At 36.6% G+C, this 14,152-nt stretch carries 10 protein-coding genes; 8 read left to right on the top strand and 2 right to left on the bottom strand.

Features of this window, described 5'->3' with window-relative positions; translation table 11 throughout:
• Position 1: 1 nt before the first annotated feature.
• From ACHRV3_RS01610 to ACHRV3_RS01575, 8 genes are all read left to right on the top strand, one after another.
• A complete protein-coding gene (locus tag ACHRV3_RS01610; protein WP_395434278.1) occupies positions 2-1,288 on the top strand; it encodes a cell surface protein in 1,287 nt (428 codons plus the stop codon).
• A 37-nt stretch (positions 1,289-1,325) separates the two neighbouring features.
• Positions 1,326-2,573, top strand: a complete 1,248-nt coding sequence (locus ACHRV3_RS01605; protein WP_395434277.1) for a hypothetical protein — start codon at positions 1,326-1,328, stop codon at positions 2,571-2,573.
• A gap of 4 nt (positions 2,574-2,577) precedes the next feature.
• The gene (locus tag ACHRV3_RS01600) at positions 2,578-3,807 is read left to right on the top strand and encodes a hypothetical protein (RefSeq protein WP_395434276.1); all 1,230 of its coding nucleotides are present in this window, start codon (positions 2,578-2,580) and stop codon (positions 3,805-3,807) included.
• 78 nt (positions 3,808-3,885) lie between these two features.
• Positions 3,886-4,833, top strand: coding sequence for a DUF4465 domain-containing protein (locus tag ACHRV3_RS01595; RefSeq protein WP_395434275.1), 948 nt, complete (start codon positions 3,886-3,888; stop codon positions 4,831-4,833).
• 811 nt (positions 4,834-5,644) lie between these two features.
• Complete coding sequence (locus ACHRV3_RS01590) at positions 5,645-6,139, top strand: SRPBCC domain-containing protein (protein ID WP_395434274.1); 495 nt, start codon at positions 5,645-5,647, stop codon at positions 6,137-6,139.
• 65 nt (positions 6,140-6,204) lie between these two features.
• Complete coding sequence (locus tag ACHRV3_RS01585) at positions 6,205-6,840, top strand: MgtC/SapB family protein (RefSeq protein WP_395434273.1); 636 nt, start codon at positions 6,205-6,207, stop codon at positions 6,838-6,840.
• A 237-nt stretch (positions 6,841-7,077) separates the two neighbouring features.
• Positions 7,078-8,271: an imelysin family protein gene (locus ACHRV3_RS01580; RefSeq protein ID WP_395434272.1), complete on the top strand. Its 1,194-nt coding sequence runs from the start codon at positions 7,078-7,080 to the stop codon at positions 8,269-8,271.
• Between the two features lie 65 nt (positions 8,272-8,336).
• Entirely contained in the window at positions 8,337-9,746 is a 1,410-nt protein-coding gene (locus ACHRV3_RS01575) for a di-heme oxidoredictase family protein (protein WP_395434271.1), read from the top strand.
• Between the two features lie 630 nt (positions 9,747-10,376).
• Here the strand turns inward: ACHRV3_RS01575 and ACHRV3_RS01570 are convergent.
• Together ACHRV3_RS01570 and ACHRV3_RS01565 are read right to left on the bottom strand one after the other, a co-directional pair.
• Positions 10,377-12,803 (bottom strand): TonB-dependent receptor domain-containing protein, encoded by a 2,427-nt coding sequence (locus ACHRV3_RS01570; RefSeq protein ID WP_395434270.1) that lies wholly within the window; start codon positions 12,801-12,803, stop codon positions 10,377-10,379.
• On the bottom strand, positions 12,784-14,151 hold the full coding sequence (locus tag ACHRV3_RS01565) for an HTTM domain-containing protein (RefSeq protein WP_395434269.1): 1,368 nt from the start codon (positions 14,149-14,151) through the stop codon (positions 12,784-12,786). The genes ACHRV3_RS01570 and ACHRV3_RS01565 overlap by 20 nt, the downstream gene beginning before the upstream one ends.
• Between the last annotated feature and the right edge of the window lies 1 nt (position 14,152).

Raw genomic sequence — 14,152 nt, 5'->3', positions numbered from 1 at the left:
TATGTTAAAAATAGCTTTAAAACAGTTCCGATTGGTGTTGCTTTTGCCGGCAGTATTGTTGCTGGTAAATTGTTCCGGTGGTGACGAAAGTAAAGAGAACGGGAATACAGGACAAGATGATTCCGGGTATAGCGTACAAAGGGCTGCAATAGTAACGGTAACTTCTAAAGGGGTCGTAAGCACAGAAGCCACCTATAGTTGGAGTGTAACCACAGCACCATCAGAAAATTATTCTTTAACTAACACAACTGAAAAAGAAGTCTTATTTGCAGCAACAGAAACGGGTACTTATGAACTAACAGTAACTATAAACGATAAAGGGAATGTACAGACCCAAAAAGTGAAAGTAAATGTAAGTAAAGAAACCAAAGAACTTAAAACGTATATCGCCAAAGTATTTGATTTTAAACCCGCTCCGGGACAGTTCATAAACGATTTACCAGCTGCCAATGACGGAGAGCCTTTTGAAAAGATCCTGAGCAGAGCCAATAGTTATCTGGCTAAGAAAAATGGAGACCTGCTTTCGCTGGGCGCCTTTGGAGGTTACATTGTTTTCGGTTTTGATCATACTATTGTGAACATAAAAGGCAAACGTGATTTTAGAGTATTAGGAAATGCATTTTGGGCAGAAGCGAATCCAAAACCAGATGCTACTATGCGCGGAGGGAGCAGTGAAGCTGGCGTAATAATGGTTTCATATGATAAAAACAAAAATGGTCTTCCTGACGACGAATGGTACGAAATAGAAGGAGCAGGTCATAAATTGGAGAAAGCAATTCACAATTACGAAATCACGTATTTCAGACCCGATCCAAACAAGATACCAGTTCCGGGTGGTACAACAGGAAGTGTAGGATTTGTAGATATGGAATACATCTACTGGAAAGACAATCAGGGAAAAAGCGGGTATCTAGTACAAAACAATGCCTACAATCATTCTTTAGATTACTGGCCAAAATGGCTTAGAAATCAGGAGTCCATCACTTTTAAAGGCACCAGATTACCGGATAATGCCGTTGATGAAAGTGGTAAAGGAAGTTACTTCGTGCAATATGCCTTTTTATACGGCTACGCAGATAATGCTCCAAACAATGACAATGATTCCGGAATTGATATTGACTGGGCGATCGATAAAGACGGAAAGAAACTTCATCTTCCGGGGATTGATTTTGTAAAAGTATACAACGGTCTTAACCAGCAAGCCGGATGGTTAGGCGAAACTTCTACAGAAATAATGGGTGCCACAGATTTGCATCTTTTGGGTGAAAATATCACTACCAGACCTTAAACAAAGAATATAAACCAAAATTATTATATCAGAAATTATGAAAAAAAATGTTAGCCATTTATTGTTGCTTGCCTTTGCCTTTTTGTGCATAGGATGCAGTAACGATAATGACAAAGCTGAAGCAGACATTGCAACCCCAATAGCGATTACACTTCAGGATAAGTATGAAGTAGCAGCGTTTAGTGTTTTAGATATTACAGCTTCCGCTAATGGCAGTGCTCCGACTTATGAATGGGTAATGACAAAAAATCCAGTCAATCAAAAGACAGATTCTATCGTTGGAAACACAAAAGACTTAAGATTTATTGCCATATACGCTGGGGCATATGAATTTACCGTAAACGTAAAAGAAGCAGATAAAAAAGCAAGTAAAAAAACGATTGTAAACGTAACCAATGAAGTTAAAAATTACAATCCTTATATAACTGCTATTTATGATTTTAACCCTGCACCGGGCATGTTTGCCAATGATTTGTATACGACCGGATTCACTAAAGCAGATGTAATGCGAATTGCCTTGGGAAGGATAAACGAAACCAGTGTTGGTTATCCGATTGATTTAGGTGGATTTGGAGGATCAATTACAGTTGGATTTGACCATACAGTTGTAAATGTTCCGGGACAAAAAGATTTTAGAGTTTATGGAGGTGTTTTAACCGATAAAGGAAATCCACCAGCACCCGGACTTATTTATATCGCCTATGATAAAAATAAAAATGGAAAACCGGACGAAGACGAATGGTTTGAAATCGCAGGAAGCAGTCACACTAAGGAAACTACCATCAAGAATTTTAAAATTACTTACCATAGACCGGCAGCAGGCAAACCTGTAGTTGTAAGTGGTCCGAATGATCCTTTTTCTGATCGTGAACATTTATTCTGTGAAAACAATCAGAACGAATCGTACTACCTGCCAAGAGCTAAAACTAAAAAAGAATACTACCCAAACTGGATTGCCGAAGGAACGACTGTTTTTGAAGGAATTAGATTGAATGTTGATTTTAAACCGGTACGTCCTACACAGACTACTTTATGGAATTTCACAGCTCCTGAGTGGGGCTATGTGAATGCAATAAACCCGGATATAGACATTGATTGGGCTGTTGATAAAAAAGGAAATAAAGTAAATCTTCCTGGTATAGATTTTATAAAAGTAGTGAACTGTGTGAGTGAACCAATGGGATTATGCATTCAACAGTCTTCTATGGCTACTAAATTTTCGGGAGCAGGAGATCTTCATTTATTAAAAAAATACAACCTAAAAAGAGTAAAAGAAAAAGAATAAGGATATGAAAAAGTATATAAAATATAGTTTGTATGTGTTGGCTTTCAGTGCTTTTTGCGGCTGTAGTTCCGACGATCCAAAAGAGGATCCTGTAAGCGTTAACCCAAAACCAGCTGTGGATCCCACCATCAAATTAAGCTTAAAAGCAGATTACACCGTAGAAAGATACAAAGCAGTAGAGGTAAATCCCGAAGTTGTAATCGAAAACGGTAACGGACTCACTCCGCAATACAAATGGACCTTAAAAGTAACCGATAAAGCCGGAGCGACTAAAGATTCGGTTATTGGTGATGCGAAAATTTTACATTTTATAGCTCCTTTAGCAAGCAACTATACCGTAGATTTCACAGTAACGGTAGATAAAGTAGTCAAACAAGCTTCGACTAAAGTTACGGTTTCGGAAACGGGTAAAACTTACAATTCAAAAGCATTAACGCTTCTGGATTATTTGCCTTCTCCACACTATGGTATGGATAATTATGAATTTGCAACAAAGGCAGAAGTTTTAGAAAGAGTTCGCGAAGAACTTATGGAAGAAAGCGTGATCCCCCTGGGTACTTTTGGCGGTTCTATTAGTGTTGGTTTTGACCATACGGTAATTAATGCCTACGGAAAACGTGATTTTACAATTAAAATGAACAGTAGTTCAACTGTAAAATTTACTCCTGTTAGCGTATACGTTGCCTACGATGCTAATAAAAACGGACTCGCTGACGATAATGAATGGTATGAAATTGCAGGAAGTGAATACCGCAAATCTTCAACAGTTAAGAATTACGAAGTGACTTACCACAGGCCCAATCCGGATAAAGTACCTGTAGCAGGCGCTTTAGAATGGCAATTTGACAAAGAATATCTTAAGTGGAACGACAATAAGAGCGCCAATGGCTTTATCACAAAAACAGCAAGAGGGGAGTATAACAATTACTATCCGCAATGGGTGGGAGATTCTTATACGGTAAAAGGTACAAAAGTGTCTTTGCCTGTAAAAGATGTAAGTGACGGTTCAGGAAAAGCATTTAATGTAGGCACTTTTGAGTGGGGTTACGGCGGTATTAAAGACCCTTCAATTGATATTAGCTGGGCTGTTGACAGCAACGGAAACAAAGTGCATTTACCGGGAGTCGATTTTGTAAAAGTGTACGTGCCGACATTAATAGAAATCGGAGCTTCAGATTTACTGACCAATTTCTTTAAAGAAGTGGAAGATTTGAATTTTACTACGGGCAAATAATTTAAAGAGCCCCCTATTTTTAAAGAAAAAGATTTCAATACAATTAACCATGAATATTAACCTTAATTTTTATAAATAATGAAAAAAGTAGTTTATTTTTTGACCGTAGGATTGCTTTTAGGGCTTTCGTCTTGTAACAATGAAGACGATACCTTAATGAATGACAGCTCAAGTGCTGTAAAATACAATACAAGTGCAACTGGAAAGAAAGCGGTTACAGATCCTGCAATAGGAACCACAACCACTCTTAATCTTACAAGTGCCTTATTAACCAATGGTACAACAACAAGCGGTGGTAAATACTGGGAGAATACGTATGTGTCTAACACCAAACTTACTGTAGACATCTTTACATTTGCTCACACTGCTGTATCATCAGGATATAATTACTGGGATGGATTTATCGTGTCAAACGTAAATAATATTACCAATTTCGGATCAGGAGCAGGTTCAGGCGGATCTAACGGATGGGTAGCGAATCAATGGGGAACTATGGCAGGAAGTGGTTCTGGAACTGCTGGTACAATTGCTGCAGGAACTCCGGGAACAACAGGGGATCCTTTTATTTTAGCGTACTGGTCTAGTTATACAGATCCTAAAAATCCGGCAGGTACTACTTTTAGCGAAGCTAATTTCTCTAACTGGATTAAAATTGGTAACACAGCATCGTACCAGGTGAAAGGATTAAAAGTAAACATGCACCCATGGCCTTACTACGGTTGTCTGTACGGAGATGGTTTCGCAAGAGCTTTTGCATCAGGAGATCATTTTGAATTGTTAATTTATGGAGTTAATGCAAGCGGAGTGGTGACAAGCCCAATCGTACGCTCATTAGCTGATTATACAGGAGGATCTTTAGTAATGCCAACAGGTTGGATCAATGTAAGCACATCAGACCTTCAAAGTTTAGGGAATGTTAAATACCTTGTTTTCCAAATGGCTTCAACTGACTCTGATTTAGTGTACGGAATGAATACAGCAGCTTATTTCTGCTTAGACAAACTTTCTGTAAAACGTGTGAACTAAGAAACACATCGTTTTTATAGCAAAAACCATTTCAAGATTTTATTTTGAAATGGTTTTTTGTTTTTAAACAATTCTCAGATTGCATTTGAGAATTAGTAAACATCTTTGGCTTTTTTTTTTTGCCACAGATTTTACAGATTAAATGGATTTGACTCTAATCAATCCTATCATGAGGATTGAAATCGAATAGTATAATTAATCCAAGTGACCAGTTCATTATTTTCTTCTAATTTGTTACAATTTGAATTGCCTCCTGCTTTAGCTGGAGGTAAACGATTTATAGGTATGTAGTTGGCTTTAGCCGAAAGAAGCACGGTATATTTTGTATACAGTGACTTGATGTTTGATCTTAACTATATTCCTCAAGCTAAAAGACAATGTCATTTAGTTGAGATACTTTTTCACGCAGATTTTGCAGATTTTGCGGATTTTTTATGTCATTCCGCTAAAATCTGCGTGAGACCTTTTTGATAACTCTTGACATTCTCCTGTTCTGAAGATAAATCAGCAAACAGTAAAAAAATCCTTTTAATCTGTGACTCGAGCTGGCGAAGCAAATGTGCGGCAAAAAAATAATTGGTGCCAATTCGTGAAATTGGTGGCAAAAGATTTATATTTTTCAAATTACACCATGCCTGTATTTCAATAAAAAACTTTATTTTTAATTTATATTTTGTAAGACAACTATTTGATATATGCACATATAAGTTTTAAATCTTAGTAGCGTTAAGATTTTTATACATGGAGTTTTAAGTATTGTTTTATAAAAGCGGAAAAAAAAATATTAAGTAAACTAAAACTATTTTTAGATATGGAAAATTTTGATTGGACATCCTTTACAAAAAAAATTGCGATCAAGGCTGATCTCGCTACGATTTATAATGCTTGGACAAAGTCCGGTGAACTGGAAAAATGGTTTCTCAAAGAAGCTGATTTTTTTAATACAGCTGATGAAACGATAGATAAAAACAACAATGCTTCTCAAGGAAACGGGTACGAATGGTTGTGGTATCTTTATGATGATAATATGAAAGGAACCCTAAAATCAGCTAATGGAAAAGACCAATTGCAATTTACTTTTGAAGGAACGTGTTTGGTAGATGTTAATTTGAGTGAATTTAACGGCTATACCATAGTCGAATTAAAACAACACAACATTCCAACGGATGATTCTTCTAAGAAATTTGTCAGATTAGGCTGTTCAAATGGTTGGCATTTTTACTTGTGTAACCTGAAATCAGTTTACGAAGGCGGTCTGGATTTACGTAATAAAGATGCCGATTTAGATCCGATGATTAACAATTAGAATCGATCTTGGTTGTGCCCCTTGTGAAATACATTTTTTAATTATTTACCACTAAAAGATAAAAAATGATTTTTGATATTGAGATTTTAATTCGCTTTTTTCTCGCTCTGTTATGGGGTGGACTTGTAGGCGCTGAACGGGAGTATCACGGTAAAGTGGCTGGATTTCGCACAACGATTATGATTTCGTTTGGAGCCTGTTTTTTCACCATCATGTCAATTGCTATTGGAGGTTCAGGAAACCCCGATCGCATCGCATCAAATATCGTGACCGGTATTGGATTTTTAGGGGCAGGAGTGATCTTTCGCGGAAACAATCGCATTAGCGGAATCACTACCGCAGCCACCATTTGGACTGTAGCTGCTGTGGGAATGGGAATAGGAGCAGGCTACTATTTTGCCTCAGCTTGTGCAAGTTTGTCTATTTTATTTATACTGGCCGTATTGCCTTCTTTGCAAAAACGAATAGACCGCCTTAATCAATCGCGTAGCTTTTATATTCGCAGTAATAGAGAATCGAATGCTCTTGCGCTTTGTGAATCAGAAATGAAAGCGCTTAAAATTAAATACAAACTGGTACGTCAGGTTCGCGATGGCGAAAAAATACATTTAACCTGGATGTTACATGGGAAAGCAGAAAATCTAACTACTTTTTTTGACAGTATGTTTAGGGCAGAGTATATCGATTTTATGGAATCTTAAAGGATTGTACGATTTATACTTACGAGGATTTTTTAAATATTTATCAGAGTAAAATCAGAACAACATTAAAATAACATTAGAATATAATTAGAACAAGATTAGAAGTTTAGCTTCCGAATTGTGTTGCTTTTTTGTAAAAGTTTGATAATAAGCTGTTTTAAGAAAGTGTTGGCCACTCGCTTATATTAAAAATTATTTTTACATTTGTTTAACTTTAACTATTCTAAATAAAAACAAATGAAAAATGTATACCCTAAAGTTGCTCTTGGTTTATTGGCCGGATTAACTTTTTTTGCGTGTAGCAATGATGATAAAAAGGAGAATAACGATACTAATACTCCAACTGCTGTTACAAAAAAACAGGTGATTGCAAATTATGCAGATATCGTATATGCCAATTACAAAAAAGCATATGATGATGCGGTACTTTTAGAAACAGCGATTACCACTTTTACAACTACTCCGACAGCTGCCAATTTTACAGCTGCAAAAACAGCATGGAAAACTTCAAGAGAGAGTTACGGGACTACAGAAGCATTTCGTTTTGCAAACGGACCAATTGATGATGATAATGGACCGGAAGGACTTTTGAACTCATGGCCTTTAGATGAAAACTTTATTGATTATGTGGACGGAACTCCAGCTTCAGGAATCATTAATAATACAACTGATTTCCCGGTTTTATCGAAAAAAGTTTTAGCTGATGAAAATGCTTTAGATGAAGACGAATTAAATGTAAGTGTTGGATATCATGCTATCGAGTTCTTATTATGGGGACAAGATTTAACACTACCATCAGCCAATTTGCCAGGACAAAGACCTTATACAGATTATGTAACGGGTGCTGGAGGAACAGCTGCTAACCAAGGTCGCAGAGCTGATTATTTGAAATTTTGTGCTGATTTGCTAACTGATAATCTGGATTATTTAGTACAACAGTGGAAAGTAGGAGGTGTATACAGAGTTAAGTTTTTGGCTTTATCGGAAGATACAGCTATAAAAAATATTTACCTTGGAATTACAACTTTAGTTCTTACTGAATTACCTGTGGAACGTATGATTACAGCGGTAGAAAATGCAAGTCAGGAAGACGAACATTCTTGTTTCAGTGATAATACACACCGAGATATTGTTCTGAATATGCAAGGCGTTATCAATGTATATCAAGGTAAATACGGAGTTATTGACGGCCCGTCTTTAGAAGATTTAGTCAAACAAGCGGATAGTAAAGTTTATGATGATACTGCAACGGCAATAGCTGCATCAACTACAAAAGTGGGTGCTATTTTGATTCCGTTTGATTTAGCGATCTCGGGAGGACCAACATCTGTAGAAGGTGCAAAAGTAAAATCTGCTGCGCAACAATTGCAAAATTTAGGAGCTAATTTATTGGCTGGTGCTGTAAAAATTGGTATTATCGTTAACGGATAATCAATTTTAATGATTAATTAAAACAAAAAGTGTTCCTTTGCAGAACACTTTTTCTGTAAATAAAGATGAAGAATTTTAAAGCGTATTGGTTTGTTATTGTTTGTATTGCACTTTTTAGTTGTAGTGATAATGATAACAATAATGAAGAAAGTTATATTCCTTTAACGGCTGAAGATGGTGAGCAGTTTTCTGGTGGTGAAGCAACCGTTTTTAATACCAGTGAGGAGGCCTTTGGTTTTTTCATGCCTACACTTACTTTTGACCAACAAACAGATTTTGGTGTCGGAAATTCATTTTTCAGACAAAGCTGGGTTACCGCACCTTCTTCTACTACTGCTCGTGACGGTTTAGGTCCTTTTTTTAATGCCCATTCCTGTTCAAGTTGCCATTTTAAAGATGGACGCGGCAGACCTCCCTTGTTTGATGGGGAAGACAGAGCCGGATTGCTTTTCCGCATTTCAGTGGCAGGGCAAGATACTAACGGAATTGGTTTTCCTGACCCGGTTTACGGTTCGCAATTGCAGGACCACGCTATTTTAGGTCAAACAGCAGAAGGTCAGTTTACCATTAGCTATCAACCCATAAAAGAGACTTTAGACGATGGGACTTTAGTGACGTTGCAAAAGCCGATTTACACCATTACCAATTTAGGATATGGTCCATTAGCTACTGTTCAAATTTCACCCAGAATTGCCAATCAAATAATTGGTTTAGGATTGCTTGAAGCGATTTCTGAAAGTACAATTTTAGGTTTTGCCGATGAAAATGATACGAACGGTGATGGAATTTCCGGAAAACCCAATTATGTATATGATTTCGCCAGCAATTCAAGCAAATTAGGACGATTTGGATGGAAAGCCAATCAGCCCAATGTAAAACAACAGGTAGCTGCTGCTTTATCGGGTGATATGGGAATTACCTCGAGTTTATTTCCGTACGAAAGTGGACCAAAAGGAGTTGATTTAACAACAATTCCAAACGGTGGAATGCCTGAAATTACAGAGATTAATTTAGACCGAATGGCGATGTATTCCAGTACTTTGGCGGTTCCGGCAAGAAGGAATTATACCGATCAAAACGTATTAAAAGGCAAGAAAACTTTTGAAACTATTGGGTGTACAAGTTGTCATATTCCAAAAATTCAAACCGGTACCACACATCCTATAACTATTTTACGCAATCAGACGATTCGTCCTTATACCGATCTTTTATTGCACGATATGGGAGCTGGTTTAGCAGATAATGCAACCGATTTTAAAGCATCGGGATCCGAATGGAAGACTCCTGCTTTATGGGGAATTGGATTGATTAAAATTGTAAACGGTCATACCAATTTACTGCATGACGGAAGAGCCAGAAACGTAGAAGAAGCTATTTTATGGCACGGTGGAGAAGGCCAGAAGGCCAAAGAGAAGTACAAGAAATTAAGTGCTTCAGAAAGAGAAAATCTGTTGGCCTTTATTAATTCATTATAAAAAAACATCCGCAAGATCAATTGATTCTGCGGATGTTTTTTTAGTTACCGATTCTATTGAGAGGTATTGGATGCTATGTTTCTATGTGTCAAAAATATTACGCTAATTGGTTATAAAATTTTCTTTTAACACATAGAAACATAGATTTTGATTTGCAATTTGACATGTTTAAAGAGAATCATAATTTTTACACATAGCTTATGTGATTTATTTTAAGTGTAACGCCTTTTTAAGCTTTGTGGACTATGTTTCTATGTGTTAAAGATAATCGCGCCAATTGGTTATGAAATTTTCTTTAACACATAGAAACATAGATTTTGATTTACAATTTGATGTGTTTAAAGGGAATCATAATTTTTACACATAGCTTATGTGATTTTTTCTAAGTGTAACGCCTTTTTAAGCTTTGTGAACGATGTCTCTATGTGTTAAAGATAAGCGCACCAATTGGTTATGAAATTTTCTTTAACACATAGAAACATAGATTTTGATTTGCAATTTGACATGTTTAAAGAGAATCATAATTTTTACACATAGCTTATGTGATTTATTTTAAGTGTAACGCCTTTTTTTAAGCTTTGTGAACTATGTCTCTATGTGTTAAAAATAAGCGCGCCAACGGTTTAAAATTTAAAATTTAAATTCTAAAGTAGTATAAAACGTCCTTGTGTCAGAAGGGATAATTCCGGGGCCGGGATAACCTGTAGCACGACGCGTAAAATATTTACTGTCTGTAAAATTCGTAATTCCCGCTTCCAATTTCCAGTTTCTCCATTTATAAGAACTGGAGAAATCTGCAACAAAATAAGCAGGTATCTGACCCGTAATACCATCACCGATATTATTCTCTCCTGTTTTTAAATTTTCCGCATCTGTATATTGCGAAGTAACATAAGTGATTTGGATACTGGACATGAAGTTTTTATATCCAATCCCGCTACCACTTTTAATATTAAAAAGCGGCACAAATTCTACCGAATTACCTTCAACCCCAGGTACTTCTGACTTTAGGTATTTTGAATTTGTTACAGCTACATTGGCAAAAAGATTCCATGACCAATTTGGATTTTCGTTTAGGAAGGTATTGGTTAAATTCCAATCAGCCATAGTTTCAAAACCATAGGTAAAGGCAGTTCCAATATTGTCACGGACGCGCACATACGCACCACCTATTTCGGCAGGATATTCCCCAATTTTATCATTATAGTACAAACCATAAATACTAGAGTCAAAATTAAGTATGTTTTTATACTTACCACGAATACCAATATCTGAAGTAAATCCTTTTTCGTCCGAAATATCAGGAGATATGTACTGACCTGCATTAACGGTTCTAATATCATTAAAAGTAATTGAACGATAGTTCTGTGATATATTACCATAGAATTCAATACCGTTTTGTGGTTTGTAACTCAAGCCAACACCAAACAAAACAAAATTCCTGTCTTTTACATTGTCTTCGTACTTGGTCTCATCTAAAAGAACATTTCCGGCAAGATCAAGATTTATTCTTCGGAAGGAACCGACCGCTTTTGTTTTTATTTTTTCTATTCTAAAGCCTGGTGTAATAGAAAAACTTGGTGAAATTCTAAAGATATTTTCTCCGAATAAGGAATAGTTTAGATTCGGAAAACGATAATCGGATTGGTTTGGATAAAGTGGAAATTCACCTGTTGCCAGATTAAAATTGGCGTCGCTACCGGAGCTGCCCGGACCTTGAATTCCGGTATTATTAGATTGATAGTATTTGGCTCCAATTAAAAAAGTACTTGTATTTCCTTTTATTTGATATTTTTGAAGATATCTGACTTCTGTACCCCAATTCACAAAATCTCCCTTAATTAAATCCCGAACCGTTCCTTCCTTATCATTCGTTGAAATGCGGTTTGGGCGGAATCCTACCGTTTTTCTACTGGCATCCAGACCAAATAACTGTAAAGAGAAGTCGGCATCATGGTTAAAATGATGTTTGAAGCGCAGCGCAAATAAGTTCCAGTTGACACCGAACCAATTTCGGGCTCTGTTACTTTGAGTAGGGTCTTCATTAAACATTTTATCTGTTAATCCGCCTGCCTGCTGTGCGAGGTAAGTAAAATAGGTGTAGTCAAAATGTAAGGAAGTATTTTCGGTAAACTGATAGTTTAAATTAGCAAAGAAGTTTTTACTGTCAAATCCGGAGTTCGGTCTAAAACTATCCCCTTGTTTGTAGTTGTAAAAAGTATAATAGCTGAATTTTCCATTTGTTCCGCTCAGACTTGTAAAATTAGTAAACAAACCATAAGAGCCAATGGTGTTTCGGGTCACAAATTCAAATGGCTTTTTAGTTGGACTTTTTATTACAAAATTCACGAGTCCTCCAAATTGAGTTCCGTATTGTAAAGAGGCGGCACCACGCACAATCTGAATTTCTTCCAGTGCTTCGGTAGGAGTTGCATAATAACTCTCCGGATACCCCAGTACATCCGCGCTAATGTCGTAATCGTTTTGGCGGGTATTAAAGTTCGCCGTTCTGTTGGGATCTAGTCCACGCCCCCCAATACTTAATTGCAGACCTCCATCTGAGCTTTCATTAATCGTAAGACCTACAACCTGTGCATAGATCTGACGAGGGTTGTTGGCCGCTTTGTTTGCGGTTATTTTATCCAAAGAAATTACTTCTGTTTTTTTTCCGGCGTAGATGGCTGTCCCTTCAACGTCTTTTAGTTTGCGTAGGGCAAAAACTTTATCTCTTTCTTTTTGTATGACTACTTCTGAAAGATTGGTCATTTTATGAAGTACAATTTTAACTGTCGTAGTTGGTGCGGTAAAAGGTTCGTCCAAAGCAGCATAGTTTTCCTTGTAAAATAAAAGCGTGTAATCTCCGGGATTTGGAACTGTCAGGGAAAAATGCCCTTGCTTGTCGGTATATACTTTTTGTGTGCCAACAGTTGTAAATACTTCGACATAAGGCAATTTCTCACCATTTTGATCTGTTACTGTTCCTGCTATTTGTGTTTGTGCAAAACTACTAATCGTAAAAAGCAGTACTATAATAAGGTTAAAGTCCTTTAATTTCATCGTTGAAAGGTAAGATCCATGTTTTACGATGGAATGATTCATATTCTTTTGCGAGATCGATATTGGGATCAATGTATTGTTTGCTTAATCTTCCGTTGAGAGCAACATAACTGTCCACTCTGACTTCGGGATTGACAATACCTTGTTTTTGATAATAATCATGTAGAAAATGGGCATACTCGAGTATAAAATCGGGTTGGAATGCCATTTGTTTTTCCTGAAAAGTCGTCAAGAAATGACGGTTATTTATCTGGATTGTCTTTTTTGTAAGACTGTCGGTTACGGTAAATTGTGTATAACCGGCTTTTTCCATTAGCATAACGCGCCAGGAGAAGCGAAATCCTTCCTCAGTCCAGAATAGTTCTCCGGGATAAAAAAGATAACGGAAAGGGAATGTCAATTGAAAAACCAGAAAGATTGTGAGTAATGCCAGTTTTGTTTTATAGAGAATAGAGAATGTCGGTTTTTTTTCTTTGCCATTGTCAAAAATAGTACAATCTAGTTTGAAAAATCGGCTTATAAAAACCAGAACTCTTTTGTGAAAACTACTTTCAAAAAAGAGGAGGGAACTGATGATCATTACATAAGGAAATACACCAATTGGAAACAAAATTTTGGTTAAAATATGAAAGACAACGACCAAAATAAAAGCAAAAAGGCGTGTGCGTCTGAACACTAATAAAAACGGAATGGTGAGATCGTATAACATCCCGGTCCAGCTAAAAGTAAAATGCACCCAATTCTGATTTAAAAAACCGCCAATCAGAGGCAAATTATGATTGGTTGGCAGCCAAATTTTTAACGGCATAGCCTGAAAGAGCCAATCTGAATTGAGTTTGGCTAAACCCGCATAGAAATAAACTATGGCCAATAACAGCTTTAAAATATCAGTGTTCCAACGTGGAATTTTCTCAAAAGCCAACTTAGAATTCCTAAAAGCATCTAGTGAAAAAGTTGCATTTGCGGGCAAAAAAATCAAAACGAAGCTAATGATCGAAATAAAATAGTAATGATTAAGATACGTGGTCTTATCCATCAATTCGATATAGGTAAAGCTTAGAAAGAAAACGATCGCTGAGAAGCGGTATAAAAAGCCTACAGCCACAAAGACAGCAGAGATCAGAGCGCTGATAAAAAGAAGGTAAGTTAATGCACCGAAAGGTTTTATCCACTCAAATCCGTAATAGGTGAAGTGAAAAAGAGGCTCGATATAAAATTTTTCGACCCAGCCATAACTCATAAACCGGAACAAACTAAGAAGCATCATTAAACCAAACGCTAGCCTGAAAAAAGCTAGCGTTGTGGCCTGAGTTGTTTTATTAATATAGTTTTGGATATAATGAGTCATA

This window comes from Flavobacterium sp. FlaQc-49, assembly GCF_044005985.1.
Taxonomy (GTDB): domain Bacteria; phylum Bacteroidota; class Bacteroidia; order Flavobacteriales; family Flavobacteriaceae; genus Flavobacterium; species Flavobacterium cupriresistens.
The sequence above is the reverse complement of the archived record's forward strand: the minus strand, read 5'-3'. Positions and strand labels throughout refer to the sequence as shown.

Excerpts from the sequence above, each read along its gene's own strand:
- ACHRV3_RS01575 (WP_395434271.1), top strand. The coding sequence starts at position 8,337 with ATGAAGAATTTTAAAGCGTATTGGTTTGTTATTGTTTGTATTGCACTT.
- ACHRV3_RS01585 (WP_395434273.1), top strand. The coding sequence starts at position 6,205 with ATGATTTTTGATATTGAGATTTTAATTCGCTTTTTTCTCGCTCTGTTA.
- ACHRV3_RS01600 (WP_395434276.1), top strand. The coding sequence starts at position 2,578 with ATGAAAAAGTATATAAAATATAGTTTGTATGTGTTGGCTTTCAGTGCT.
- ACHRV3_RS01565 (WP_395434269.1), bottom strand. The coding sequence starts at position 14,151 with ATGACTCATTATATCCAAAACTATATTAATAAAACAACTCAGGCCACA.
- ACHRV3_RS01610 (WP_395434278.1), top strand. The coding sequence starts at position 2 with ATGTTAAAAATAGCTTTAAAACAGTTCCGATTGGTGTTGCTTTTGCCG.
- ACHRV3_RS01580 (WP_395434272.1), top strand. The coding sequence starts at position 7,078 with ATGAAAAATGTATACCCTAAAGTTGCTCTTGGTTTATTGGCCGGATTA.
- ACHRV3_RS01595 (WP_395434275.1), top strand. The coding sequence starts at position 3,886 with ATGAAAAAAGTAGTTTATTTTTTGACCGTAGGATTGCTTTTAGGGCTT.
- ACHRV3_RS01605 (WP_395434277.1), top strand. The coding sequence starts at position 1,326 with ATGAAAAAAAATGTTAGCCATTTATTGTTGCTTGCCTTTGCCTTTTTG.
- ACHRV3_RS01590 (WP_395434274.1), top strand. The coding sequence starts at position 5,645 with ATGGAAAATTTTGATTGGACATCCTTTACAAAAAAAATTGCGATCAAG.
- ACHRV3_RS01570 (WP_395434270.1), bottom strand. The coding sequence starts at position 12,803 with ATGAAATTAAAGGACTTTAACCTTATTATAGTACTGCTTTTTACGATT.